Genomic DNA, 24,464 nt, shown 5'->3' on the forward strand with positions numbered 1-24,464 from the left:
CCTTCACGTCGTCCGTACCTGCGGAGTGCCGAGGCCACCAACGTAGGAGGGTCGTCAAAGGATGTGGGGCCACCTCAGCCGCGGGCACCGCCTCCGGCGGGTTCCACGTCGCGTACACCGGCGCCGGGTTCGGCGTCGTGACCGGCATCGCCGGCGCCGTGGTCGTCGACCATCGTGGCCTCGTCGAACGGCGCCCGGCCCGCGAACACCTCCCGCGCCCGCTCCCGGTCGTACTCACCGGTCCAGGTGCCGACCAGAACGGTCGCGACGGCGTTTCCGGCGAAGTTCGTCACCGCCCGGGCCTCGGACATGAAGCGGTCGATGCCCACGATCAGGCCCACGCCGTCGAGCAGGTCGGGACGGTGGCTCTGCAGACCGCCGGCCAGCGTGGCGAGTCCGGCTCCGGTGACTCCGGCCGCGCCCTTGGAGGCCACCACCATGAACACCAGCAGGGAGATCTGCTGCCCGATCGACAGCGGCTTGCCGAGCGCGTCCGCGACGAACAGCGAGGCCATGGTCAGGTAGATCGCGGTGCCGTCGAGGTTGAAGGAGTACCCCGTCGGCACGGTGATGCCGACCACGGACCGGCTCACCCCCAGGTGCTCCATCTTGGCGATGAGCCGCGGCAGGGCCGACTCCGACGAGGACGTCGACACGATCAGCAGGAACTCCCGGGCGAGGTAGCGCAGCAGGGAGAAGATCGACGTCTTCGCGAAGACACGCAGCAGCAGGCCGAGCACGACCACGACGAAGATGAGGCAGGTGGCGTAGAAGCCGAGCATGATCTGGGCGAGGCTGATCAGCGCGTCCACGCCGGTCGCGCCGACCACCGCGGCGATCGCGCCGAACGCACCGATCGGCGCCAGCCACATGATCATGGACAGGATCCGGAAGACCAGCCGCTGGATCACCGCGATCGCGCTCAGCACGGACTGGCCGGGCCGGCCGAGCCCCTGCACCGCGAAGCCCACCAGTAGCGCGACCAGCAGCGTCTGCAGCACCTGTTCGCCGGTCAGCGCCGACAGCAGCGTGGTGGGGATGATGCCCAGCAGGAACTCGGTGGTGGACTTCGCCTCCGAGGACACCTGCTCGTGCCCGGCCGAGCGCAGCGCCTCGGTCAGGTGCAGGCCGGAGCCGGGATGGATCAGGTTGCCGATCACCAGGCCGATCGCCAGCGCGACCGTCGACATGACGAGGAAGTAGCCCAGGGCGAGGCCGCCCACCCGTCCGACCTTGGCCGCCTGGCGGACCGAACCGACCCCTAGCACGATCGTGCAGAAGATGATCGGGCTGATCATCATCCTGATCAGGGCGACGAAGCCGTCGCCGACCGGCTTCAGCGACACCCCGAAGTCCGGGAACAGCAGCCCTACCGCCGCGCCGAGGACCACCGCCACGATCACCGCGGGGTACAGGAAGTGGATCCGGTCGCGGCGGGGCGTGTCCGGTCGGTCCGCGGACGGCGTCTGTCCTGTCATGGGCTCTCCTGAACTTCCGGCGGAGGAGGACGACCACCTGGTTGCCGAGGACTGCACGTCGGCACGGACCGTCTCCTGGAACACGCCGACACTTCGGCGCGCGGCGAAATCTACCGGCCGGGAGGCGACCCGCATCTCCGGCTGTCGATCACGGGCCGAAATCCGGCGACGCCGAAGGTGGACGACGAGCCGCCGTCCGGGTACGACTGACGGGCGAGCCGGCGAACGACCGAACGTGTGACTGCCCGGACGCTCAGTGAGCGACGCGCGGGCCGCGGCACGCCGGAGGGCGGTGTGCGTGCGATTCCAGGCTGTGCATGCGTACGCTGCTGCGGCGGTGGAAATGAAAGATCGCAACGAGTCCGTCGGCTGAGGAATGGTGAACGTGAGTGCGGTGAGGGCCGGTACAACCCTCGGGCGTTACCGCCTCGAGGAGCTGCTGAGTCGCGGCGGCATGGGCGAGGTGTGGCGGGCACACGACTCCACCCTGGGCCGGCCGGTCGCGGTCAAACTCCTCCACGCGGGCGTCACCGAGGCCGGGGACCGGGAGCGCTTCGTCCGCGAGGCGCGAGCTGCCGCCCAGCTCAGTCACCGCAACGTCGTCGCCGTCTTCGACGTCGGCGAATGGTCGGGCCGGCCGTTCCTGGTGATGGAGCTCCTGGACGGGCGTACTCTCGCCGCCCTCCTGGCCGAACGCGGCCCGCTGCCCCCCGACGACGTACGCGACCTCGGCGCCCAGGCGGCCGCCGGGCTGCACGCGGCACACCAGGCCGGGGTGGTCCACCGCGACGTCAAGCCGAGCAACCTCGTCCGCACCAAGGACGGCTCGCTGAAGGTCGTCGACTTCGGCATCGCCCGGGTGCTCGACGAGGCCTCCACCCGGCTCACCCGGACCGGGACGATCGTCGGCACCGCGTCCTACCTCGCTCCCGAGCAGGTGCGCGGCCGGTCCGCAGACCCCCGCAGCGACCTGTACGCGCTGGGGTGCGTGCTCTACCAGCTGCTGACCGGCCGGACGCCGTTCGTCGGTGGTTCGACCGAGGTGGTGTACGGCCACCTGCACAACCCGCCCGCGGCACCGTCCCGGCTGCGTCCGGGCGTTCCGGAGGACCTCGACCAGCTGGTGCTGGGCCTGCTGGCCAAGAAGCCGGACGACCGACCGGCCGACGCGGCCGCGGTACGGGCCGCGTTGCTGTCCACGAGCTCAACCAGCTCGACCAGCTCGACCAGGTCGGCCGGGGCGAACGGATGGCCGGGACCGGACCCGGGCGAGGCGGCGACCGCGCTGACGCCCGCGGTGGCGGGAGCCGCGACCGCCGGACGTGGGTGGGCCGCGGCCGGGCAGCCCGGCGCAGCCGACGGCGCCGGAGGTCCCGGCACCTCCGACCAGGCCACCCGGACGTTCGCACTGCCTGATCTGGAGCCCGACGCTGCCGGTGCGGTGAGCGGCGCAGGCGGGCGGGGCGCCGGCAGCGGAGGGGACGGCAGGCCGGCACGCCCGGCGGCTGCCGCGCGTCCTCGCCGCCGGTCGGCCGACCTCGCCGTCCTGGCGGTCGCCGCGGTTCTCGCGGTGGCGTTGCTGGGCGCGTCGTTGTGGGTCTGGAAGAACACCGCGCGGGCCGGTGAGGCCCCGGTGGCGGGCGAGCAGCCTCCCACACCGTCGGCCACCGCCCACCGCGGCCAGAGCCGGAACCCGACCCCGAACCAGCCGGTCAGCCAGCAGAAGAAGGCCACGCCCGCGCCGCGCGCCACCGCACGGGTGTCCGACTCCAGCAACTCCGGGGATGCCGATACTCCCGCCGTCGGCTCCCCGGCCTGGCTGAACCGCCTCGACGCCGCGCTGGCGTTCCTGTCCTCGACCGGGCGCATCGACCACAAGGTCGCGGACCGGCTGCGTGAGTCGGTGGACGAGGCCCGTCAGGCGTACGCGGACGGTGACCCGGAGAAGGCCCGCGAGCAGATGCGGAAGCTGCGCCAGGACTTCGCGAAGGCGTACCACAAGGACGATCTCCCGGCGAGCGGGACACTGGACCGCATCCTCGGCGCCGACTGGCAGGGTGACCAGGGGCCGGCCGGCAACAAGGGTCACGGCAAGGGCAACGACAACGGGCACGGCAACAACCACTGAGGTCCGCGGGCGCCCGCGGCGGGAGGGGACCGACATGAGCGTCGTCCGGTGGCAGGCACAGACCCGGGACCAGCTGACCGCGTTGCTGCCCGAGGCGGTGGTCGTACTCCCCGTCGGTGCGACCGAGCAGCACGGCCCTCACCTGGCGACCGGCACCGACGCGCTCCTGGCCGAGACCGCCGCCACCCGGGCGGTCGAACTCGCCGCCGAGTCCGCGTCGCGCACGCTCGTCCTCGCCCCGACCCTGCCGATCGGCGCGTCCGACCACCACCTGCCGTTCGGGGGGACGCTGTCCCTGCGGCCGGAGACGCTGCTCGCGCTACTCCTCGACGTGGCCCGGTCGGTCGCCGACTGCGGTGGGCGCCGGCTCGTCATCGTGAACGGCCACGGCGGAAACCGCGGGATCTGCTCGGCCGCGGCCGCCGCCGCGTCCGTCCGGTCGCCGATCGCCGTGGGCTACCTCGACTACTGGGACGGCGCCGCTGACGCCGCTCTCGGTGGTACGCCGCTGCCCGGGCACGCCGGTGGGTTCGAGACCTCCCTGGTGCTGGCCGTCGACCCCGAACTCGTCGCCGAACGCGCGCCGCGCACGGACGTACCCACGATTCCGGCGGTGCCCGGGGTGGAGATCCAGCGGCAGGCGTCCTGGCACGAGCAGGACGGTTACACCGACGACCCGGCCAAGGCCGACGCCGCGCAGGGCCGGGAGTGGCTGGATCACCTGGTCCGCAGGCTCGCCGGCCAGCTGGTCGACCTCGCCGCCTCGATCTAGACGGTGTCGTCCTCGCCCGTACGCCGGCTGACCGAACGAACCCGTCATCGTCGTCCGCCCGCTCTGCCGACAGGCGCGGGTACACACGGTGCGCCTTTTCGCCGACGACCCGGCAGCGGCGTACGCCGCTCTGCGTCCGGCCGGCGAACCTGCCCGGAGCCGCCGGCAGACCCGCACCTAGGGTCACCGCGCGGTGGTCGACGCCGCTGACCGGGAGCGGCGGACGCCGGTCTGATCATGGTTTGTGCCCGGCTCTGTCGGGCAGGCTGGCAGCGGACCGGACATCCACGACGGGGAGGCCGCCATGACCGCCGGAACGGCCGCGACGGACACCACCAACGCCACCGGCCCGGGTGCGACCGTGCTGACCGGGCCCGCCGAGCCGACCGAGCTCGACGACGCCGAACTGGCGCTGGTCGATGCGTACTGGCGGGCGGCCAACTACCTGTCCGTCGGCCAGATCTACCTGCTCGACAACCCGCTGTTGCGCCGGCCGCTCGAACCCGCCGACATCAAGCCGAGGCTACTCGGGCACTGGGGCACCACCCCCGGGCTCAACCTGGTCTACGCGCACCTGAACCGGCTGATCCGCGCTCACGACGTGTCCGCGATGTTCGTCACCGGGCCCGGCCACGGCGGCCCGGGCCTGATCGCCAACACCTACCTCGAGGGCACCTACAGCGAGGTCTACCCGCACATCAGCCAGAACACCGCGGGCATGCGCCGGCTGTTCCGGCAGTTCTCCTTCCCGGGCGGGGTCCCGAGCCACGTCGCGCCGGAGACCCCGGGATCCATCAACGAGGGTGGCGAGCTCGGCTACTCCCTGGTGCACGCGTACGGCGCGGCGTTCGACAACCCCGACCTGCTGGTCTGCTGCGTCGTCGGCGACGGCGAGGCGGAGACCGGGGCGCTCGCGGCGAGCTGGCACTCGAACAAGTTCCTCGACCCCGGGCACGACGGCGCGGTCCTGCCCGTCCTGCACCTGAACGGCTACAAGATCGCCAACCCGACGGTGCTGGCCCGGATCCCCGAGCGTGACCTGTGCAGCCTGCTGGAGGGGTACGGCTACCAGCCGATGGTCGTGGCCGGTGACGATCCGGCCGCGGTGCACCGGAAGCTGGCCGCGGCGATGGAGACCGCGTACGACGGGATCCGGGCGATCCAGGAGGCAGCGCGTTCGGGCCGGTCGACGGCGGGATCGACGGGGCCGGACGGCGTGCCGCCGCGGTGGCCGATGATCGTCCTGCGTACTCCCAAGGGCTGGACCGGCCCGCGCGAGGTCGACGGGATCCAGGTCGAGGGGACGTTCCGCGCGCACCAGGTGCCGTTGAGCGAGGTACGCACCAACCCCGCCCACCTGGAGCTGCTCGCGGAGTGGATGCGCCGCTACCACCCGGAGGAGCTCTTCGACGACGACGGCAGGTTGCGGCCCGAGCTCGCCGCCCTCGCACCCACCGGCACCCGGCGGATGGGCGCCAACCCGCACGCCAACGGCGGTCTGCTGCTCAAGGGCCTGGACCTGCCGGACTTCGCGGCGTACGGCGTGGACGTGCCGGCGCCCGGCGCCACCACTGCCGCACCGACCAGGGTGCTCGGCACCTGGCTGCGGGACGTGATCCGCGACAACCCCACGACGTTCCGGATGTTCGGGCCGGACGAGACCGCGTCCAACCGGCTGTCGGCGGTGTTCGAGGCGACCGACCGGGCGTGGGACGCCGCGGTCGAGCCGGGCGACGACCACCTCGCACCGGACGGGCGGGTGATGGAGGTCCTGTCCGAGCACCTGTGCCAGGGCTGGCTGGAGGGCTACCTGCTCACCGGCCGGCACGGGCTGTTCAACTGCTACGAGGCGTTCATCCACATCGTCGACTCGATGGTCAACCAGCACGCCAAGTGGCTGAAGGTGACCCGGCAGATCCCGTGGCGGGCACCGATCGCCTCGCTCAACTACCTGCTGTCCTCCCACGTGTGGCGCCAGGACCACAACGGCTTCTCCCATCAGGACCCCGGCTTCCTCGACCACGTGGTGAACAAGAAGGCCGAGATCGTACGGATCTACCTGCCGCCGGACACCAACACGCTGCTGTCGGTGTACGACCACTGCCTGCGCAGCCGCGACTACGTCAACGTCGTCGTGGCCGGCAAGAACCCCGCGCCCAACTGGCTGTCGATGACGGACGCGATCGCCCACTGCACCCGCGGCATCGGGATCTGGGAGTGGGCCGGCAACGACAACGGCGAGGTGCCCGACGTGGTCCTCGGCTGCGCCGGGGACGTGCCCACGCTGGAGACGCTGGCCGCGGTCGACCTGCTGCGCCGGCACCTGCCCGACCTGAAGGTGCGGGTGGTCAACGTGGTCGACCTGATGCGGCTGCAGCCGGCGTCGGAGCACCCGCACGGGCTGCCCGACCGGGAGTTCGACGCACTGTTCACGACCGACCGGCCGGTGATCTTCGCGTTCCACGGGTACCCGCTGCTGATCCACCGGCTGACGTACCGGCGGACCAACCACGCGAACTTCCACGTCCGCGGCTACCAGGAGGAGGGGACCACCACCACGCCGTTCGACATGGTGATGCTGAACGACCTGGACCGCTACCACCTGGTCATCGACGTGATCGACCGGGTGCCGGGACTCGCGGTCCGGGCGGCGGGACTGCGACAGGAGATGGTGGACGCCCGGCTGTGGGCCCGCCGCTACACCCGCGACAACGGCGAGGACACGCCGGAGGTCAGCGACTGGACCTGGCCGGGCGGCCACCCGGCCCAGCCTGCCGAATCGGGTCACGCGCCCGCCCCGAGCCGGGCGCCGGAGCGTGCGTGATGCGCGTCCTGGTCGTCAACGCGGGGTCGGCGACGCTGAAGCTGTCGCTCCTCGACGACGACAAGCTGCTGGACAGCCGGCACGTGGAGACCGCCGACACCGACGCCGGCCGCAAGGCGCTGGCCGAGGCGCTGGAGGCGATGGAGCGCCCGGACGCGGTCGGCCACCGGGTGGTGCACGGCGGTCCGGCGTACACCCGTGCTGTGCGGATCGACCCACGGGTACGTGAACGGCTGGGGGAGTACACCTCACTCGCGCCGCTGCACCAGCCCACCACGCTCGCCGGGATCGACCTGGTGTCCGAACAGCTCCCGGACGTGCCGGCGGTGGCCTGCTTCGACACCGCGTTCCACTCCACGCTGCCGCCGGCCGCCTCGACCTACGCGGTCCCGGCGAGTTGGCGTGAGGAGTACGGCCTGCGCAAGTACGGCTTCCACGGGCTGTCCGCCGCCTACGCCGCCCGGCGCGCCGCCGAGCTGGTGGACCGCCCGGTGCAGGAGCTGCGGACGGTGGTGTGCCACCTCGGCGCCGGCGCGTCGGCGACCGCCGTCCGGGCCGGCCGCAGCGTCGACACCTCGATGGGGTTCACGCCGCTGGCCGGGCTGGTGATGGCCAGCCGGCCCGGCGACGTCGACCCCGGCCTGCTGGTGTGGCTGCTGCGCAACGGCGTGGTCGACGTCGAGGGGCTGGATGCCGCGCTGGAACGCGAGAGCGGACTGGTCGGCCTGGCCGGCACGAAGGACATGCGGCAGGTCGTCGAGCGGGCACAGGCGGGGGACGCGCAGGCCAACCTCGCCATCGGGGTGTACGTCCACCGGCTGCGCGGGCTGGTCGCGGCGATGACGGCGAGCATGGGCGGCCTGGACGTCCTGGTCTTCACCGGCGGCGTCGGCGAGCACGCCCCGCTGGTGCGCGCCCGGGCAGTGGAGGGCCTGGCCTTCCTCGGGCTGGCGCTGGACGACGAGGCGAACTCCCGGGCCGACGGGGACACCGATGTCACCGCGCCGACGGCGCGGGCCAGGACGCTGGTGATCGAGGCCCGGGAGGACCTCCAGATCGCCGCGGAGGTGGCCCGGCTCTGCCGGTGAGGCGGCCCGGGGTGTCAGCCCTGTGCGGGTTCCTGCTGGGTGCTCAGCCCGGTGTACAGCGCGCGCAGGTGCTGGGTCCGGTCGGCGGCGCTCAGCACGTCGGTGGAGTCGACGAACTGGTCCACCGAACCCACCAGCGGCAGCTCCCGCAGCCAGGGGTCCTCGATCGCGTTCCGGCACGCCTGCGCGAACCCCTCCGCGTCCGGCACCCGGAACGGCCTGCTGTGATACGGCCGCACGTGCGGGTCGACCGGCCCGCTCACCCCGGACTCGTTGTGCCACCGTCCGATCAGTTCGTAGGCCTCGACGAGCGCCTGCTCGCGGCTCTCGAAGTCGGTGGCGGCGACGGCCCGGCGCAGCGGCGGGACGAGCGCGTCCGCCCCCGGCAGCCGGGCGAACGCGGTGCCCACCCACTTGGTGTAGGGGCGGTACTCCCTGGCCAGCAGGAATCCCAGGCCCGTCAGGTCGCGGACCAGCCGGGCGGCCAGCACCGCCGAGCCGAGGTCGTCACCCACCTCCGCGGTCCGGCCCACGAACGCGACCTCCTGGGCGATCCGGCCCCACTGTGCGGCCACCAGCCACCGCCACACGTCCGGTGGGTACCACGCCAGCGCCTTCCGGGTCGCCGCCAGCTCACCGGCCGGGTCGGCGTACACCGCTCCGCGCACCACCCCGAGCAGCTGCTGCTGCGGCACCGTCAGCCAGTCGAGGGTGTTCATCCCGTCCAGCGGCTGCACGCCGAGCTGGCCCTGCAGCCAGTCACGCCAGGTGAGGACGTCGACCCGGTGCTGTTCGGGTGCGTTGTCCCAGCCGAACCGGACCGGCCAGCCCCGGAACTCCTTCGGCAGCCCGGCGTCGACCCGGCCGCGCACCGCGTCCACGTCGTTCTCGGCGACGAACACCTGCAGCCGCGGCCCCCAGCCGTGGTCGGTGGAGCGGGCGGTGTCGTAGCCGAGCACGTCCGATCCCCAGCCCAGCAAGGCGGCGGCGTGCTCGACCGGACGTACGAGGGGAGCGACGACCTCCGCGTGGAAGGCCGCGTTCAGCTCCAGGGAGGGAACGAAGGTGGCAGGCACGAGGCCCATCCTGGTGGCACCGGCATGGGCGTACGCAATCGGTTTTCGCACACACGGGAGGAGCACTCCGATGACCGGCACACCCGGCACACCCGGCACACCGAGCACAGCGAGCACGCCGGACCGCCCGAGCGCCCGGCAGTTCTACTACCGCTTCCTCGTCGAGTTGTGGGGCGCCGAACCCGCCCGGCGCACCCAGCTCGCCGCCGAACTCGTGACCGACGACTTCGCCATCCGCCGCGGCGGGCACGACGACCCTGCCCGTGGCCCCAAGGCCCTGCTCGCGCTGGTCGAGCAGAGCGCGGCGCTGTTCGACGACATCGACGTACGGATCGACCAGGGACCGATCGCGGACGGTGACATGGTGGCAGCGCGCTGGACATTCACCGGCAGCTACCGAGGCGGACTGCCGGGGGCGCGGGCGCCGGAGGGGACGCGGGTGGCATTCTCTGGGCTGGACCTGGTGCGGCTGGCAGACGGCCGCGCCGCTGAGTACTGGGTGTCCTCGGACGCCGACCATCTGATGCGGCAGCTCCAGGTCGAGGGCTGAGTGGGCAGGTTCGGAGTCTGAGGAGGACGTGCGTGAGTGAGCTGGACGCGGCCGCGGTGACGGCCTGGCTGGGCGGCGGCGAGGAGTACGCCACCTGGGTGAGCGAGCTGGACCGGGTGGGCCCGCCCGAGACCGAGGTCACTCTGGCCGAACCCGCCCAGGTGCAGGCGCTGGCCGAGCCGCTCGGCCTGCACGCCGACGACGCGGCCGACATCGTGGCCACGCGGTTCACCGCGGCGGAAGACCCGCAGCTGTGGTGGCTGCTGCAGCGGTGCCACGAGCACCTGATCTCCGGCACGGGCACCCTGGACACGCCGTGGCTGCGCTGGCCGAACCTCCCCGCCGAGCTGGACGCGAAGGGGAGGTTCTTCTACGTCCACGTCTTCCTCGCCTCGATTCCGGCACTGCTTCGCTACCACGAGAGCCGCGGCATCCCGGCGTCGGACAGCTGGGCGATCCTGGCCGACCTCGGCCGCCAGATCGCGATCTACCGCCGCATCCACGGGGTCGGCGGCCTGGACGTGCAGGGCTGGTTCTCCCTGCACTTCCGCGGCCTGATCTACGACTTCGGCCGGCTGCAGTTCAACCGGGCGCTGGTCACCTTCGACGACGAGACGATCTCGGCCGGGGGAGCGCCGTTCCGCAAGGGCGACCCGGTGCTCGGCGTCCACATCCCGGAGTCCGGGCCGATGACCCCCGAGGCCTGCGACGAGTCGTTCCGCCGCGCGAAGGAGTTCTACGACCGGTACTTCCCCGAGGACAAGTACCGCTACGGCGTCTGCTCGTCCTGGCTGCTCGACCCGCAGCTGGCCGAGTACCTCCCCGAGGACTCCAACATCATCCGGTTCCAGCGGCGGTTCGAGCTCCTGCCGGGCGGCCACGACGGCGACCGGGACGTGTTCCAGTTCGTCTTCCGGATGATCAACCCGACAGTCGACCAGCTTCCCCGGCGTACGACGCTGGAACGCGCGGTCGCCGCGCACCTCGAGGCCGGCAAGCACTGGCAGGTGCGGTCGGGCTGGGTCGCCCTGTAGGGCGTCCGTACGCAGTGAACCGCGCGGGTCGTGGTGGCCGTCCTCAGACGAGGGCGGCCACCACGCGTTCACAGCGCGGCGGGTCGATGGTGAGGCCGACGCCCAGCCCCCACAGCCAGTAGTCGACCGCGCGGACGATCGCCCAGGCGCGGGCGCGCTCGGGGTCCAGGCCGCCGGCCGCGGTCAGGACGCGGAGCAGGTCGCGGATGGCCCCGGCATCGGGCGCCTCGTCGACCCGGGTCCACATCAACTCCGGCACCGCGAACTCCGGCTCGCCCGCGACCGGCTTGGGGTCGATCGCCAGCCAGGGTTCGCGATCGGCGCCCAGCACGTTGCCGTAGTGCAGGTCGGCGTGCACCAGGTCGCCGCCCGCGCCGGCTGCGAGGTCCCGGGCGGTGGCGGCCACCAGGTCGATCCACCGGGCCGGCACCGGGCCACCGAGTTCGCGCTGCCGGTCGCGCACGGTGGCCGCGATCTCGGCGCCCAGGTCGGCGAGTCGCGGCGTACCGACCGGCAGCGGCTGGTCGGCCATGACCGGCACCGCGAGCCGGCGCAGCAGCCCGCCCGCGATCCCGGCCGCCTCGAACAGCTCGAGGTCGGCGAGCGAACGCCCCGCATCCAGGCGTTCCAGCAGCAGGGCACCGTCCTCGGGCCGGGCCGCGAGCAGGCGGACGATGCCCCGTCCGTCCCAGGCCCGCAGCGCGTCGGCCTCCACCGCGGTGCTCGCCGGGTCCCAGCAGACCTTGAGTACGCAGGGCTCGGAGCCGCGCCGAACCTCGAAGACCAGGCTGTTGGCGCCGTGCCGCGGCGGGTCGGGCAGCACCTCCACCGCCCACTGCCGGGCCAGCTCCGCCACGAAGTCGGGCAGCCGGTCGAGCCACGCGTGGGCGCCCGGTCCGGCGAGCATGACCCGCTCCGCCACGAAGCTCGGGGGTACGACGATCCGCATGCTGCTCCCTGTCCGGGGCGGGCCTCCGGGCGAGCGCGCATCCCGGCGGGGACCATACCGGCGGCCGGTCGCGGTCGTCACGTCGGTTTCGCCGGCATCCGCTCGCCTCGCGAACGCCCGGTTTGCGCCTTCCGTCCGGGAACGCGGCGCCGCCCGGGGTGCGCCCGGGGAGGGCCTCGGGGCCCGCGTCGATAGGCTGACCCGGAACCCCGTACGGAAGGAAACCACGGTGGCTGTCCGGGCAGTGCGTGGCGCGACCCAGCTCGAGGTCGACGAACGCGAACACCTGCTGGAGCGGGTCGCGGAGCTCGTCCGCACCGTCCTGCACAGCAACGACCTCACCAACGACGACCTGATCAGCGTCATCTTCACCGCCACCTCCGACGTGCAGTCGGAGTTCCCCGCCTACGCCGCCCGGCTGATGGGGATGACCGACGTCCCGCTGCTGTGCGCGCGGGAGCTGGAGATCGGCGGCGGGATGCCTCTGGTGGTGAGGTTGCTCGCCCACGTGGAGACCGACCTCACCCGTGACGAGGTGACCCACGTCTACCTGCACGGCGCGGCCGCGCTGCGACGCGACCTGGCCCACGTGCACGCCGTACCCGACGAGACGAAGGCATGACCGAGCCGCCGTTCCGCCGCGTGGTGGTGATCGGGGCGGGCCTGATGGGCACCTCGGTCGCGCTGGCGCTGCGCCGGTCGGGCGTGGAGGTGCTGCTGGAGGACGCCGACCCGGGCAACCTGCGGGTCGCGGTCTCCCTCGGCGCGGGCGTGCCCGTGGTGGCGGACGACTCGCCGGGCAGCGACTCGACGGACCTGGTGGTGGTCGGCGTACCCCCGGCGGCACTCGGCCCGGTGATCGCCGGCGCGCTGGCCCGCTTTCCCGGTGCCGCCGTCACCGACCTCGGCAGCGTCAAGGCCGCCGCACTCGCCGGCGCCCGGGCCAACGCGTCCGTGGGGGCGGCGCTGGACCGCTACGTGGGCGGGCATCCGATGGCCGGCAGTGAACAGTCCGGTCCGCTGGCCGCGCGCGCCGACCTGTTCGACGGCCGGGCCTGGGCGGTGACCCCGCACGCCGACAGCCGGCCGGACGCGGTGGCCGCGATGGAGCGGCTGGCCCGCACCTGCGGAGCGTTTCCCGTCCAGCTCTCACCCGGTGAGCACGACGAGGCGGTCGCGCTGGTCTCCCACCTTCCGCAGGTCGCCTCGACGGTGGTCGCCGGCCTGCTGACCACCGCCGCGGAGGGACACCTCGTCCTCGCCGGCCAGGGGCTGCGGGACGTGACCCGGATCGCCGGCGGCGACCCGGAGCTGTGGACGCAGATCCTGTCCGCCAACGCCGAGCCGGTCGCCCGGCTGCTGCACGAGGCCGCCGACAACCTGCACCGGGTCGCGCACACGCTGGAGAAGCGGGACGCGGCCGAGGCCGGGCTGGCCGACCTGCGCAACTCCCTGGAACGCGGCGCCACCGGCGTACGCCGGCTGCCGGGCAAGCACGGCGCGCGTCCGGAGGCGTTCAGCGCGGTACCCGTCCTGCTGCCCGACCAGCCGGGGGAGCTGGCCCGCCTGTTCGCCGACGTGGGCGCCGCCGGAGTCAACATCGAGGACGTACGCATCGATCACAGCCCGAACACACCGGCCGGCCTGGTGGAGCTGTGGGTCCACCAGGACACCGTTCCCGCCCTGCTGGAGGCCCTGGCTCACCACGGGTGGGACGTGCACGGGTAGCCTCCCCACGAGTACCCGGAGGGAGACGACAGGTGGAGCGAGCCGACCAGGCCGACCGTACCGAGCAGGCCGAGCGGTCCGGCACGGCGGGGATCGTGGTGGCCATCGACGGGCCGTCCGGTTCCGGCAAGTCCAGCGCCGCCCGCGGCACCGCACGCCGGCTGGGCCTGCGCTACCTCGACACCGGTGCGATGTACCGCGCGGTGACCTGGTGGATGATGCGCGCCGGCATACCGGTCGACGACGCCGACGAGGTGGCCGCGCGTTCCGGCGAGCCCGACCTGCGGGCCGGCACCGACCCCGACCTCCCGACGATCACCGTCGACGGGGTGGACGTGTCCGGCCCGATCCGGTCCCGTGAGGTGACCAACGCGGTCTCCGCGGTCTCCGCGGTCCCGGCCGTCCGCCAGCGGCTGGTTGCGTTGCAGCGTGAGCTCATCGGCGCCGGTGGGATCGTCGTCGAGGGTCGCGACATCGGGACGACCGTCGCGCCCGACGCCACCGTCAAGGTCTACCTGACAGCGCACGAGCAGGAGCGTGCCCGCCGCCGGGCCGCCGAGGGCCTGGGCGGTGCGAAGGTCGAGGTGACCCTCACCCAGCAGGAGCTCGCCCTCCGGGACAGGAAGGACTCCACCCGGACGGCCTCGCCGCTCAACCAGGCGCCAGACGCGATCGTGCTGGACACCACCGAGCTCAACCTCAACCAGGTCATCGAGCGCATCTGCGCCCTCGCCGACGAGCGCGCCGGCACGCCCGGCCGTCGCTGACCGGGCGACCGAGCGACCGACCGCGCGACCGGGCAAGCGACTGATGGGGGCCGACGATGAGTGAGCCGGCTGTGACTCCGTACTGGCACGACGTGATCGGACCGCCCCGGCGCAGCCTGGCGGTGTCGCGCCCCCTCGTGGAGCGGCTGGTGCGGGCGACCTGGAAGGTCCGGGTGCACGACGACCACCACGTACCCCCCACCGGCCCGGTGATCCTCGCGTCCAACCACGTCGGCATCCTCGACGGCCCGGTGCTGTGCGCGGTCGCCCGGCGGCCGGTGCACGCCATCGTCAAGAAGGAGATGTTCCGCGGCGCGGTCGGCCGCGCACTGCGCGGGATGGGGCAGATCCCCGTCGACCGCCGGGCCACCGACCCGGCTGCCGTCAAGGCGGCGTTGGCGGTGCTCCACCGCGGCGACGCGCTGGCGATCTACCCCGAGGGGGCTCGCGGGGCCGGCGACTTCACGGTGATCAAGTCCGGCGTGGCCTACCTCGCGCTGTGCACGGGAGCGCCGGTGGTTCCGGTCGTGTGCCTGGGCACCAGGCTGTCGGGGTCCTCGATCAGTTCGGTGCCGCCCGCGCGGTCCCCGGTCGACCTGGTGTTCGGGCCGCCGGTGACGTTGCCGCGCACGGACTGGCCCCGGCGCCAGGGCGTGGTCCGCGAGCAGGCGCAGTGGCTGCAGAAATGGTTGGTGGGCCACCTGCGTTATGCCTGCGAGCTGACCGGCCGGGACCTGCCCGGACCGGTCGCCGACCCCGAGCCCGAACCCGGTCCGGTGGTCACGCCGTAGCCTGGACACCTGAGCGCACCGGCTGCCCCGTCCGGGGCGGAGCCGGGGGCACTGAGCGCACGGGCAGTTCGCACAGCTCGACCGTTCAGCACCACCGCGGGCACCCCCATGCGCCCGCGACCGAGGCCTGGGACACCGGCCCCGACATAGAGGACTTTTTGTGAGCAACGAGGAGCAGCGCCGCGTCGAGGACTACGTCGACGATATCGACGGGTTCGGAGAATTCGACGGAACGGCATTCGGGGCCGAGGACGAGGCGGCCGAGAACGTACCAGTGGTGGCCGTCGTCGGGCGGCCGAACGTCGGCAAGTCCACCCTGGTCAACCGCATCCTCGGCCGCCGCGAGGCGGTCGTGGAGGACCTGCCCGGCGTCACCCGGGACCGCGTCGCCTACGACGCCGACTGGCGCGGACGCCGCTTCACCCTGGTCGACACCGGCGGCTGGGACCCCGAGGCGAAGGGCTTCATGGCGCGGGTGTCCGCGCAGGCCGAGCTGGCCGTGGAGGCCGCCGACGTGGTGCTGTTCGTGCTCGACGCCACCGTCGGGGCGACCGACGTGGACGAGACCGTGGTGAAGATTCTGCGCCGGTCGGGCAAGCCGGTGGTGGTCGCCGCCAACAAGGCCGACGACCATCGCGGGGAGGCCGACGCGACCGCGTTGTGGTCGCTCGGGCTGGGTGAGCCGCTGGCGGTGTCGGCGATGCACGGGCGGGGGACCGGTGATCTGCTCGACGCGGTGTTCGAGGTGCTCCCCGAGGCGCCCCCCGAACGCGAACCCGGCACCGGCGGGCCGCGGCGGATCGCCCTTGTGGGCAAGCCGAACGTCGGCAAGTCCAGCCTGCTGAACCGGCTCGCGGGGCAGGAACGCGTGGTCGTCGACTCCGTGGCCGGCACCACCGTCGACCCGGTGGACGAGCTGGTCGAACTCGGCGACAAGACCTGGCGGTTCATCGACACCGCCGGGATCCGCCGCCGGGTCCGCGAGGCGTCCGGGCACGAGTACTACGCGAGCCTGCGTACCTCCGCCGCGATCGACCGCGCCGAGGTGGCCGTCGTACTCCTGGACGCCTCCCAGCCGCTGTCGGAGCAGGACCTGCGGATCATCACCACCGTCGTGGAGGCGGGCCGCGGCCTGGTCCTGGCATTCAACAAGTGGGACCTCGTGGACGAGGACCGCCGGCTGCGGCTGGAGAAGGAACTCGACCGGCAGGTGCGCGTCCAGTGGGCGCCGCGGATCAACGTCAGCGCCCGCACCGGCTGGCACGTCGACCGGCTGGTCCGGGCGATGGAGACCTCGCTGGCCGGCTGGGAGACCCGGATTCCCACCGGGCAGCTGAACGCGTTCCTCGGCCGGCTCGTCGCCTCCCATCCGCACCCGGTCCGCGGAGGCAAGCAGCCCCGCATCCTGTTCGCCACCCAGCCGCAGACGTCGCCACCGAAGTTCCTGCTGTTCACCACGGGCTTCATCGAGGCGTCGTACCGGAGGTTCGTGGAGCGGCGGCTGCGGGAGGAGTTCGGCTTCTCCGGGTCGCCGATCATGATCTCGGTGAAGGTACGGGAGAAGCGGAAGAAGAGCTGACCGTGGACTCGGAGCCGGTGACGTACCGCCGACGGACCATGCGGTAAGGTTTCGGTCGGTTCGGCGGAGTCGCCGGCCACGGGCTGTAGCGCAGTTTGGTAGCGCACTTGACTGGGGGTCAAGGGGTCGTGGGTTCAAATCCCGCCAGCCCGACACACGAAGTGAACAACGTCGCCGCGGGGCACAGGCGATCGCAGGGCCTCTGACCCGCCTCCCTCGACGAGCCCCAGCGCGGGCATCGACGGACCAGCTACAACGACGCGGCCGGGGGACCGGTGCCCGATGACCGGCACGAAGCTCGACCTGAAGAAGGACCTCGACCCCTACCAGGCGAAACGAGGCCGGTTCCGGCTCGTGAACGTGCCCGACATGCAGTACCTCATGATCGACGGTCACGGCGACCCGAACACCTCACCCGCGTACGCCGACTCGGTCAACGCGCTCTGTCCAGTCGCTTACAAGCTGAAGTTCGCCAGCAAGCGAGACCTCGGACGCGATTACGTCGTCATGCCGCTGGAAGGTCTGTGGTGGGCCGAGGACATGGACTCCTTCACGGCCTCGCGCGACAAGGCGCGGTGGGACTGGACGTTGATGATCATGACTCCGGACTGGATCGACCAGCAGGTGTTCGACGATGCCGTCGAGCAGGCCGGCGCCAGGGACCGACCCGCACGGCTCGGCGACGTCCGCCTGGAAACGCTGTCCGAGGGCCGGTGTGTCCAGACACTGCACGTCGGGTCGTACGACGACGAGGCCGACGTCCTCGCCCGGATGCACCACGAGTTCATTCCTGCTCAAAGCCTTCGCATGGTCGGCAAGCACCACGAGATCTATCTCAGCGACCCCCGGAAGACCGCACCCGAGAAACTGCGCACCATCCTCCGGCAGCCGGTTCGCGACATCACCGAACCGCAGGTGTAGATCCCAGCCCGCCGAAAGTTGCGGTGGCGCCGGGCTTCCGCGAGGGTGCGGTCATGGACGAGTACCCGGAGGAGCCCATCTCCGGCGCGGGCCTGGAAGACCGAAACCTGGTACGTGTCGGCGACACCGTGCGGCGTCCGGCCGGTCACTGGACTCCCTCCGTCCAGCACCTCCTGGGGGACCTTCGAGCCAGGGGGTTCGACCTCGCGCCCGATCCGCGAGGTGTCGACCGGCACGGCAGGGAGGTGCTGAGCTACATCGAGGGACGTGACCAGGGCTTCCCGTTCATTCCCGAAATCCTCAGCGACGAGGGCGCTGAAGAACTGGGTCGGCTCACGCGCCGCCTCCGAGAACTCCTGAGCGCCTACCCGTGCGCGGCCGACGCGCGATGGCAGTGTGCGGAGGGCGCTCCCACACCGGGCGAGGCGCTGCAGCACGGCGATCTGGGACCTTGGAACCTCCTGTGGGGTGACCGGCAGCGGGTCGTCGGCGTACTGGACTGGGACTTCGCGGGGCCCGGCGATCCTTGGTACGACACAGGCCATCTGGCGTGGTTCACCGTGCCCCTGATGGACGATGACCGAGCCGGCCAACGGGGCTTCCCGAGTCCCCCGGACCGACACGCACGGCTCGAGGCTTTCGCGACCGGAGCCGGTGTCTCCAGCCGCGAACTCGTCCAGGTGGTGCTTCGAGCACAGGCGGAGTACGAACGACGGGTGTCGACGCGCAGCGGTCCCTGGGCGACGTTCCGGCAGATGGGCTTGAACGAGAAAGCACGCGGCGACCGATTGTGGACGGCTCGTCACTTCGCATGAGAAAACGAAGGCAGCAACGGCAAACCAAGCCCCGGGAACGCGGGGCCAGTTGTCACCCGGCCGTCGAGACCTCGCCGCCGATTCCGGTTTCGTTGCCGTCGCCGTCATGGAAGACGTACTTCCATACCGAGCCGTGCTTCTCGACGTCGACCGGCTCCAGGCCCTGGTCGGAGATCCTCGCCACCTCGGCCGTCGGGTCGTCGACCCAGATCATGCTGACGGCACCGCCGGCCCTGCCGGGGTCCTGAATGATGTACACGTACCGGTCCTCGGCCAACTGCCAGACCGCCTCGACGTCGTTCGGATAGAAGGTCGGCTCAGCACCGAACAAACGCTTGTACCACTCCAGCGCGCTGGCATAGTCGCGCACCGGGATCCCTGCGAACACTCCTACCGCCATGTCTGTCTCCCCACTCGATGTCGGACCCGACCGGTCGGGCGCTGAAGGACAGACCGGCGCTCGCGCGGAAACTCAGCGGAGCCGGCCGAACTGATCTGCTCGACCGCCCGTCGGGTGCGCCATCAACCGAGGTCAGCCGCCCGATGCTGCCACCGGCGGATGTATCGTCGTGGGCACGCCGCGCCGGAGAAGGTAGCCCAAGCGTTTCGCCCCCACTTCTCGACCGGACAGGTACGCCATGTTCTTTTTCTTCAGCAACAGACTGGGTTGCATCGGCTCGGTACTGCTCTCGCTCATCGTCACGATTGTCCTGGTTCTGATCTTCACCCGATAGCTACATCGCCACGCCGGGGGACCGTTGGTCCAGCGCAACTGCCGGTTGACGCGGCGCCTCCACCCGCGCTCAGCGACATGATCACACGCCCATTGCCTGTCAGTCAGCGTTCTCCCGATCACTCGCCGGGGCCAGGCGCATGTGCCTGATCGTGGAGCGACGAGCACCATGGCGGTGATGGCCGCGGACATGCAGGTGATGGTGGGACGCGTGCCCGGTCCACACACAGCACCATGAAGTCGCGGTTCCTGCGTAGGGGAGTCACCGCGTCGGTGTCAACGCAGCTCCTTCGGTCATTGCCGCCGCTCCGGTTGGAGGCCGTCATCGTGATCAACGCCCCGTCTCGAAGCCGGCGCGGGCACCTGTCCATCGCATCTGCTGACAGCGGATCGCGTTCGCCGGCAGCGGAACGTCTGCGAGAACGGTCGACGTCTGTGGGTCTGTGGCGCTTGTCGGTGGCCTCTGCCATCCTCACGGGCCATGAGGAACACCGGCGGTCGACGGCCTTGTCGGCAGCCTCGAAGCGATGAGGAGACAGTCGATGAACGGCCTGTTCGAGGAGGAGATTCGCGGGCACCACAGCATGCGGGATCACCTGCTGACCCTGCTCTCCGACACCGACCTCGGCTACAAGCTTCCGGGCCACAACCCGACCCTGGGCGGACTCCTGGTCGAGCTGGGTGAGCTCCAGGGCGTCTACACCCACTCGTTCGACAACTTCACTCTCGACTGGGCGCACCGCCGGCTTCCGCCTCCAGCGCCGATGACGGTCGGCGGTCTGCGCACGTGGTTCGACGCGCAGGACGACGCGATGAAGGGCGCGCTGGACAGGTTCACGGAGGAGGACTTGCACATCGACCGTATCGACCGCGGCGGCGGCTTCGTCGCTTCGCCGTTCGTCCAGCACCAGATCTACCGCGAGGCGGTGTACATCTTCTACGGCAAGCTGAGTGTCTACCTCAGGGCGCTCGAACGCGACGCCGGCGAGCAGTGGGCGGCCTGGGTGGGCTGATCATCGATACGCAGTCGGCACTCAGACGGCGCCGAACATGGACAGACAGGGCCGGAGACCGCGAATCTCGACAGGGATAAGCCTCTGAGCCTCCCACCTGTCACGGTCGAGGCGGAAGCGGCGGTGTCGGTCCCGAGGCCCCTCCCGCGGGAGTCGGCTGTCAGCCAGGAACCACTGGCAACCTCGCGCCGCACCGGGAACTGGACCGCAAACAGACGCTGCAATCCGACGACCCGACCCGCGACCACGGTGACAAGGGTGAGCGTCGACGTGACGGGTCCCGGGTTCGAGCGCCTCGCGATGGACGCTGATCAAGTCCAGGAAAGCGCGATCGGGCAGTGGTGGGACCAAACAACTCGCCTCCGCTTGCCGCATCACATCGTGTCGGCACTGTCGCGCCGCAGCCATGGCCGAAGTGGCAGACTGGTGCAACCAATCGGGGTGGGAAGGAGGCCGTCGTGCCTGGGCGCCTTGTGCTCGACACCGCCGCGATCGTCGCAGTCTGCAAGCGGTTCGGCGTCAAGCGTCTCGTCATCTTCGGCTCCGCCGTCACCGACCGCTTCGACGAGGTGACCAGCGACGTCGACTTCCTTGTCGAGTTCCGCGACGATGTGGCGAGTCGCTTCGATGCCTACTTCGGTCTGAAGGAAGCACTCGAAGATCTGCTCCACCGACCGGTCGATCTTGTCTCTCCCGTTGCACTCCGGAATCCCTACTTCGCGGCGTCAGTCGAGGAGAACGGGCAGGAGATATATGCAGCCTGAAAGCCCTGGCCTGCTCTGGGACGCCCGCAGTGCAGCGTTGCTGATCGCTCAGTTCGTGGCGGGGCGGACATGGCAGAATTACCAAGACGACGCGATGCTGCGCTCCGCTGTTGAGCGGCAGTTCGAGATCATCGGCGAGGCGCTCAACAAGCTCGGTCGCCTCGACCGAGCTACCGCTGTCCAGATCCCTGACCTCCCACAAATCGTCGCGTTCCGAAACGTGCTCATCCACGGCTATGCCGTCATCGACGACGAGCTCGTCTGGGAGGCCGCGACGACACGTGCCGTAGACCTGGCTGCGGAGATCGGGCGACTCCTCGGCGAAGACGAGCGGACATAGCCCACAGCGCAGGGGTCACCAAGGCGACTCTGTCCGCGTAGGCGATCACCTCAGTCGTACGCCGACTGCCTACGCTCGTACTCGTCGTACCAGTCCAGATGGTCGTCCCACGGCACGCCGGCCAGGGGAACCCGGACCGTCGCGCCGGCTGCCGCCAGGTGGGGTGCCACCTGGTCCACGTAGTGACGGCTGGCATGAATCTCCACCACCCGCCCTGCCAGGTCGCCTGCCAGCAGGCTCAACCGCGTGGTGACCCACAGCCCCCAGGCCTCCTGATACCACGCCGGGGTGTCCGGCAGGGCCCGGTCGTACGGCGCCAGCCACTCCTCCGGTTGTATGAGGCCGTGTTCCCCGGAGAGGATGAACCACGGCTTGGCCTGCCGGTCCACGTAGCGGCGCAGCCGTGCGAAGTAAGGCCCGACGTACAGGTCCTTTGCAGCGCGCGGGCCGTCGGCCTTCTCGTAGACGCAGGTGACCAGGAGCAGGTCGGGGGACACCATGGCTTACACACCTCCCTGAAGGGCGCGCCGGCAGCTGGACCGCCCAGTCCTACCAACGGCGCGGGCGGTCCAGCAACCCCTTATCTACAAGGCGCCTGGTGACTGCACCGCCCGACCACCAGATCACTCGTCGCCACGACGTAGCGAATCATGGCCGGCCGACGCCGATGTAGGTGAAACCAGTGGCCCGCATCTTCTTCGGGTCGAGCAGGTTCCTGCCGTCGAAGATCAGCGGATTGCGCATCGCATGACGGGCCGCTGTCCAGTCGACCTGCCTGAGCTGGGGCCACTCGGTGATCACCATCGCCGCATCGGCTCCCGTCATCGCCTGGACCGGGCTCGCATGACGGGTGGCCGATGTCCACGGCTCCGCCTCCCCGGGGCGGGCAAGCGGGTCCCAGCAGTGGATGTCAGCACCCTCGGCAAGCAGCCGCGAAGCGACGACGGTCGAGGGCGCCTCCCGCATGTCGTCGGTGCCGGCCTTGAAGGTCATGCCCAACAGCGCGATCCGGCGGCGCTTGAGAGTGCCCAGCTCGTTCTTCAGCCGCTGGATGGCGCGCCGCGGCTGCAGTTCGTTGACTTCGATGACGGCACTGAGCAGCTGGAACGGATGGCCTGTGTTGCTGGCCATCACCCGCAGCGCGCGGGAGTCCTTCGGGAAACACGAGCCGCCGTATCCCAGCCCTGCTCTCAGGAAGTGCGGACCGAGGCGGCTGTCCATCCCGATGGCTTTGGCCACAGCCTCCACATCGGCGCCGGTCGCCTCACACACTGTCGCGATCTCGTTGATGAAGCTGATCTTCGTTGCGAGAAGGGCGTTCGATGCCAGCTTGACCATCTCGGCGTCCGCGATCCTCATGACTTCCACGGGCCCGTCCACGCCACCGTGCAGAGCCGTCACGAGTCCCGCCGACTCCTCGTCCGCCGCGCCGATCACCACCCGGTCCGGGCGCAGGAAGGTGCGCACCGCCCTGCCCTCGGAAGTGAACTCCGGGTTCGCCGCGTAACCGACGTGGGCGAGCCCGGCATCGTCCAACGCGGCCCGCACACGCTCACCCGTACCGACCGGCACCGTGCTCTTCATGACCAGTGCCGCCAGTCGGTCCGTACTCACTCCCTTCAGCGAGTCGATGACCGCCCAGACCCGGGACAGGTCCGCATCGCCGGATGCGGTGGGAGGCGTGTCGACGCACACGTACACGACCTCCGCGTCCCGCACCGCGTCGGCCGCGTCGACCGTGAACGACAACCGATCCTTGTTCGCGGCCAGGAGGTCGCCCAGGCCAGGCTCGAAAATCGGAACTTCGCCGGCCTGCAACATCCGGATCTTCTCCGGCTGTACGTCCCGCAGGATCACCTGGTGACCCAGCTCGGCGAAGCAGGCGCCGGTCACCAGGCCGATGTAGCCGGCTCCGAACACCGCGACGCGACGTGGTTGGAAATCCCTGCCTGGCGATCCGGCGATCTTTCTGCGGGCCCGGGTGTAGGAGTCGCCGGTCGCGGCGACGCGGGCGCGGATCGCCTTCTTGCGGGCCTTGTCCGCTGTCATGACGTCATCCTGTCAGCCGATGACCCACGCCCACCGGCTCAGATGACGGAGATGAGTTCTGTTCGGCGCGCGACACGCGAGTCGGCGACCCTTGTCCTCGTCACCGGCAACCCAGCGTGGGTGGGTCGCGGCTCGGAGTCCGGCCGGCGTGATCGGCCGGACACCACGATAGGCCAGGCGACGCCGATCAGGGAACAGAAGCGCCGACACCGGGCCACTGGTTCAGCGGCCGAACGCCCAGGCGACCATCAGCGGGAACTCGGTTCGCCAGAACGGGTCGCCGTGGTTCCCGGGCCGTTCGGTCATCACGACGTCAGCCCCGGCATCGCGCAGTGCGTCGGCCCACCGGGTCGCGTTCTCCAGAAAGAACGGCTCCTGCGTGCCGGCGACAAGGTAGGTACGCGGGAGTGACGTCGGCATCTCGGCGGGTGGACGGTAGCCGCCGCCCGGTGAGGCCGAGAAGACGGCACCGTAGATGTCCGGGTGGCGGATCCCCATGGCGAGCGAGAGTTCCCCGCTCGCCGACACTCCGCACACCGCGGTGCGCTCGGATGGCAGCGTGACCCCGAAGCGCGTCCGTACCCAACTGCCGACGTCCTCGACGAAGAACTTCTCGTGCGCCGCGAACCGGTCCTCGTCGAACGACGGGGAGTACTCCCGGATGCGCACCATCTCGTCCTCGTCGTCGGTCCGGTGGGCACCGACGATCATCGTCGGGGGAAGGTCGGCCGACTCAAGATCCACGCCCCAATGGGGGATCAGCTGACCGTCACCGGCGTACACGACGGCTTCGGGAGCATCCGGCGGCACGTACACCGTGACCTGGCGCCCTCCGTCGTACTCGAACGTCTCGGTGACGAACTCACCTTCCGGCGCAGGCATCGTCGCACTCCCTTCCTCGGGCGGTGGCCCACAGTATTACGTTGCCGACCGACAGAGGGCCGGCCATGCTCGCTGAGGATGTCCGACTTCCAAAAGAGGCCGGCTCTGACCGCTGCGACGAAGCGGTTCGGTATCCCGGCCACGCTCACCAACCGTGCGGTCGCGACGCTCGTCGAGCACGCT

The 24,464-nt window shown here is 71.0% G+C and carries 24 protein-coding genes and 1 tRNA gene; 17 read left to right on the forward strand and 8 right to left on the reverse strand.

The window, feature by feature from the left end:
- Positions 1-74: 74 nt before the first annotated feature.
- Complete coding sequence (locus ABZV93_RS15735) at positions 75-1,478, reverse strand: cation:dicarboxylase symporter family transporter (RefSeq protein ID WP_354935777.1); 1,404 nt, start codon at positions 1,476-1,478, stop codon at positions 75-77.
- A 385-nt stretch (positions 1,479-1,863) separates the two neighbouring features.
- On the opposite strand from ABZV93_RS15735, the gene ABZV93_RS15740 reads away from it, so the two are divergent.
- The 4 genes from ABZV93_RS15740 to ABZV93_RS15755 all read left to right on the forward strand — a co-directional run bounded on the left by ABZV93_RS15740 (position 1,864) and on the right by ABZV93_RS15755 (position 8,290).
- A complete protein-coding gene (locus tag ABZV93_RS15740) occupies positions 1,864-3,606 on the forward strand; it encodes a protein kinase (RefSeq protein WP_354935780.1) in 1,743 nt (580 codons plus the stop codon).
- 34 nt (positions 3,607-3,640) lie between these two features.
- Complete coding sequence (locus tag ABZV93_RS15745) at positions 3,641-4,378, forward strand: creatininase family protein (protein ID WP_354935783.1); 738 nt, start codon at positions 3,641-3,643, stop codon at positions 4,376-4,378.
- Positions 4,379-4,682: 304 nt separating this feature from the next.
- Positions 4,683-7,202 carry a phosphoketolase family protein gene (locus tag ABZV93_RS15750; protein WP_354935786.1) on the forward strand — a complete coding sequence of 840 codons (2,520 nt, stop codon included), beginning with the start codon at positions 4,683-4,685 and terminating at the stop codon, positions 7,200-7,202.
- Positions 7,202-8,290 carry an acetate/propionate family kinase gene (locus ABZV93_RS15755; RefSeq protein ID WP_354935788.1) on the forward strand — a complete coding sequence of 363 codons (1,089 nt, stop codon included), beginning with the start codon at positions 7,202-7,204 and terminating at the stop codon, positions 8,288-8,290. The genes ABZV93_RS15750 and ABZV93_RS15755 overlap by 1 nt, the downstream gene beginning before the upstream one ends.
- A gap of 14 nt (positions 8,291-8,304) precedes the next feature.
- Here ABZV93_RS15755 and ABZV93_RS15760 read toward each other — a convergent pair whose 3' ends face one another.
- Positions 8,305-9,366 (reverse strand): DUF4037 domain-containing protein, encoded by a 1,062-nt coding sequence (locus ABZV93_RS15760; RefSeq protein ID WP_354935791.1) that lies wholly within the window; start codon positions 9,364-9,366, stop codon positions 8,305-8,307.
- Between the two features lie 70 nt (positions 9,367-9,436).
- Between ABZV93_RS15760 and ABZV93_RS15765 the strand changes: the two genes are divergently transcribed.
- Both ABZV93_RS15765 and ABZV93_RS15770 read left to right on the forward strand, forming a co-directional pair.
- Positions 9,437-9,916, forward strand: coding sequence for an ester cyclase (locus ABZV93_RS15765; RefSeq protein WP_354935794.1), 480 nt, complete (start codon positions 9,437-9,439; stop codon positions 9,914-9,916).
- Between the two features lie 32 nt (positions 9,917-9,948).
- Positions 9,949-10,950, forward strand: a complete 1,002-nt coding sequence (locus ABZV93_RS15770) for an acyltransferase domain-containing protein (RefSeq protein ID WP_354935797.1) — start codon at positions 9,949-9,951, stop codon at positions 10,948-10,950.
- 43 nt (positions 10,951-10,993) lie between these two features.
- On the opposite strand, the gene ABZV93_RS15775 is transcribed toward ABZV93_RS15770, so the two are convergent.
- On the reverse strand, positions 10,994-11,899 hold the full coding sequence (locus ABZV93_RS15775) for an aminoglycoside phosphotransferase family protein (RefSeq protein ID WP_354935800.1): 906 nt from the start codon (positions 11,897-11,899) through the stop codon (positions 10,994-10,996).
- Positions 11,900-12,128: 229 nt separating this feature from the next.
- Between ABZV93_RS15775 and aroH the strand changes: the two genes are divergently transcribed.
- The 8 genes from aroH (at position 12,129) to ABZV93_RS15815 (ending at position 18,500) form a co-directional block, all read left to right on the forward strand.
- Positions 12,129-12,521 carry a chorismate mutase gene (gene aroH, locus ABZV93_RS15780; protein WP_354935803.1) on the forward strand — a complete coding sequence of 131 codons (393 nt, stop codon included), beginning with the start codon at positions 12,129-12,131 and terminating at the stop codon, positions 12,519-12,521.
- Positions 12,518-13,627, forward strand: a complete 1,110-nt coding sequence (locus tag ABZV93_RS15785; protein WP_354935806.1) for a prephenate dehydrogenase — start codon at positions 12,518-12,520, stop codon at positions 13,625-13,627. Before aroH ends, ABZV93_RS15785 begins: the two co-directional genes overlap by 4 nt.
- A 32-nt stretch (positions 13,628-13,659) precedes the next feature.
- Positions 13,660-14,394, forward strand: coding sequence for a (d)CMP kinase (cmk, locus tag ABZV93_RS15790; protein WP_354935809.1), 735 nt, complete (start codon positions 13,660-13,662; stop codon positions 14,392-14,394).
- A gap of 56 nt (positions 14,395-14,450) precedes the next feature.
- Positions 14,451-15,185 carry a lysophospholipid acyltransferase family protein gene (locus tag ABZV93_RS15795; protein ID WP_354935812.1) on the forward strand — a complete coding sequence of 245 codons (735 nt, stop codon included), beginning with the start codon at positions 14,451-14,453 and terminating at the stop codon, positions 15,183-15,185.
- A gap of 160 nt (positions 15,186-15,345) precedes the next feature.
- A complete protein-coding gene (gene der / locus ABZV93_RS15800; RefSeq protein ID WP_354935815.1) occupies positions 15,346-16,764 on the forward strand; it encodes a ribosome biogenesis GTPase Der in 1,419 nt (472 codons plus the stop codon).
- Positions 16,765-16,843: 79 nt separating this feature from the next.
- Positions 16,844-16,917: transfer RNA gene (locus ABZV93_RS15805), tRNA-Pro, on the forward strand.
- A 129-nt stretch (positions 16,918-17,046) separates the two neighbouring features.
- On the forward strand, positions 17,047-17,685 hold the full coding sequence (locus ABZV93_RS15810; protein WP_354935818.1) for a GyrI-like domain-containing protein: 639 nt from the start codon (positions 17,047-17,049) through the stop codon (positions 17,683-17,685).
- A 53-nt stretch (positions 17,686-17,738) separates the two neighbouring features.
- Positions 17,739-18,500 (forward strand): aminoglycoside phosphotransferase family protein, encoded by a 762-nt coding sequence (locus ABZV93_RS15815; RefSeq protein ID WP_354935821.1) that lies wholly within the window; start codon positions 17,739-17,741, stop codon positions 18,498-18,500.
- A 52-nt stretch (positions 18,501-18,552) separates the two neighbouring features.
- Here the strand turns inward: ABZV93_RS15815 and ABZV93_RS15820 are convergent, their stop codons facing one another.
- Both ABZV93_RS15820 and ABZV93_RS15825 read right to left on the reverse strand, forming a co-directional pair.
- Positions 18,553-18,900: a VOC family protein gene (locus ABZV93_RS15820; RefSeq protein WP_354935824.1), complete on the reverse strand. Its 348-nt coding sequence runs from the start codon at positions 18,898-18,900 to the stop codon at positions 18,553-18,555.
- A 132-nt stretch (positions 18,901-19,032) separates the two neighbouring features.
- A complete protein-coding gene (locus ABZV93_RS15825; RefSeq protein ID WP_354935826.1) occupies positions 19,033-19,197 on the reverse strand; it encodes a hypothetical protein in 165 nt (54 codons plus the stop codon).
- A 578-nt stretch (positions 19,198-19,775) separates the two neighbouring features.
- Between ABZV93_RS15825 and ABZV93_RS15830 the strand changes: the two genes are divergently transcribed.
- The 3 genes from ABZV93_RS15830 to ABZV93_RS15840 all read left to right on the forward strand — a co-directional run bounded on the left by ABZV93_RS15830 (position 19,776) and on the right by ABZV93_RS15840 (position 21,350).
- On the forward strand, positions 19,776-20,246 hold the full coding sequence (locus tag ABZV93_RS15830) for a hypothetical protein (RefSeq protein ID WP_354935829.1): 471 nt from the start codon (positions 19,776-19,778) through the stop codon (positions 20,244-20,246).
- Between the two features lie 458 nt (positions 20,247-20,704).
- The gene (locus tag ABZV93_RS15835; RefSeq protein WP_354935832.1) at positions 20,705-21,010 is read left to right on the forward strand and encodes a nucleotidyltransferase domain-containing protein; all 306 of its coding nucleotides are present in this window, start codon (positions 20,705-20,707) and stop codon (positions 21,008-21,010) included.
- On the forward strand, positions 21,000-21,350 hold the full coding sequence (locus ABZV93_RS15840; RefSeq protein ID WP_354935835.1) for a HepT-like ribonuclease domain-containing protein: 351 nt from the start codon (positions 21,000-21,002) through the stop codon (positions 21,348-21,350). The genes ABZV93_RS15835 and ABZV93_RS15840 overlap by 11 nt, the downstream gene beginning before the upstream one ends.
- Before the next feature lie 50 nt (positions 21,351-21,400).
- Here ABZV93_RS15840 and ABZV93_RS15845 read toward each other — a convergent pair whose 3' ends face one another.
- The 3 genes from ABZV93_RS15845 to ABZV93_RS15855 all read right to left on the reverse strand — a co-directional run bounded on the left by ABZV93_RS15845 (position 21,401) and on the right by ABZV93_RS15855 (position 24,281).
- The gene (locus ABZV93_RS15845; RefSeq protein ID WP_354935838.1) at positions 21,401-21,850 is read right to left on the reverse strand and encodes a DUF6884 domain-containing protein; all 450 of its coding nucleotides are present in this window, start codon (positions 21,848-21,850) and stop codon (positions 21,401-21,403) included.
- Positions 21,851-21,998: 148 nt separating this feature from the next.
- Positions 21,999-23,399, reverse strand: a complete 1,401-nt coding sequence (locus ABZV93_RS15850; protein ID WP_354935841.1) for a UDP-glucose/GDP-mannose dehydrogenase family protein — start codon at positions 23,397-23,399, stop codon at positions 21,999-22,001.
- Between the two features lie 222 nt (positions 23,400-23,621).
- A complete protein-coding gene (locus ABZV93_RS15855; protein ID WP_354935844.1) occupies positions 23,622-24,281 on the reverse strand; it encodes an alpha/beta hydrolase-fold protein in 660 nt (219 codons plus the stop codon).
- Positions 24,282-24,464 lie beyond the last annotated feature (183 nt).

Origin of the sequence: Actinopolymorpha sp. NPDC004070 (genome assembly GCF_040610475.1) — a bacterium.
In the GTDB taxonomy this organism is placed as follows: Bacteria; Actinomycetota; Actinomycetes; order Propionibacteriales; family Actinopolymorphaceae; genus Actinopolymorpha.

Bases quoted from the DNA above. Each gene is read 5' to 3' on its own strand.
- ABZV93_RS15795 (WP_354935812.1), top strand. From the start codon at position 14,451: ATGAGTGAGCCGGCTGTGACTCCGTACTGGCACGACGTGATCGGACCG.
- ABZV93_RS15765 (WP_354935794.1), top strand. From the start codon at position 9,437: ATGACCGGCACACCCGGCACACCCGGCACACCGAGCACAGCGAGCACG.
- ABZV93_RS15745 (WP_354935783.1), top strand. From the start codon at position 3,641: ATGAGCGTCGTCCGGTGGCAGGCACAGACCCGGGACCAGCTGACCGCG.
- ABZV93_RS15830 (WP_354935829.1), top strand. From the start codon at position 19,776: ATGAACGGCCTGTTCGAGGAGGAGATTCGCGGGCACCACAGCATGCGG.
- ABZV93_RS15775 (WP_354935800.1), bottom strand. From the start codon at position 11,899: ATGCGGATCGTCGTACCCCCGAGCTTCGTGGCGGAGCGGGTCATGCTC.
- ABZV93_RS15850 (WP_354935841.1), bottom strand. From the start codon at position 23,399: ATGACAGCGGACAAGGCCCGCAAGAAGGCGATCCGCGCCCGCGTCGCC.
- ABZV93_RS15750 (WP_354935786.1), top strand. From the start codon at position 4,683: ATGACCGCCGGAACGGCCGCGACGGACACCACCAACGCCACCGGCCCG.
- ABZV93_RS15845 (WP_354935838.1), bottom strand. From the start codon at position 21,850: ATGGTGTCCCCCGACCTGCTCCTGGTCACCTGCGTCTACGAGAAGGCC.
- ABZV93_RS15840 (WP_354935835.1), top strand. From the start codon at position 21,000: ATGCAGCCTGAAAGCCCTGGCCTGCTCTGGGACGCCCGCAGTGCAGCG.
- ABZV93_RS15755 (WP_354935788.1), top strand. From the start codon at position 7,202: ATGCGCGTCCTGGTCGTCAACGCGGGGTCGGCGACGCTGAAGCTGTCG.
- ABZV93_RS15825 (WP_354935826.1), bottom strand. From the start codon at position 19,197: ATGAGCGAGAGCAGTACCGAGCCGATGCAACCCAGTCTGTTGCTGAAG.
- ABZV93_RS15810 (WP_354935818.1), top strand. From the start codon at position 17,047: ATGACCGGCACGAAGCTCGACCTGAAGAAGGACCTCGACCCCTACCAG.
- ABZV93_RS15815 (WP_354935821.1), top strand. From the start codon at position 17,739: ATGGACGAGTACCCGGAGGAGCCCATCTCCGGCGCGGGCCTGGAAGAC.
- ABZV93_RS15855 (WP_354935844.1), bottom strand. From the start codon at position 24,281: ATGCCTGCGCCGGAAGGTGAGTTCGTCACCGAGACGTTCGAGTACGAC.
- ABZV93_RS15820 (WP_354935824.1), bottom strand. From the start codon at position 18,900: ATGGCGGTAGGAGTGTTCGCAGGGATCCCGGTGCGCGACTATGCCAGC.
- ABZV93_RS15735 (WP_354935777.1), bottom strand. From the start codon at position 1,478: ATGACAGGACAGACGCCGTCCGCGGACCGACCGGACACGCCCCGCCGC.
- ABZV93_RS15785 (WP_354935806.1), top strand. From the start codon at position 12,518: ATGACCGAGCCGCCGTTCCGCCGCGTGGTGGTGATCGGGGCGGGCCTG.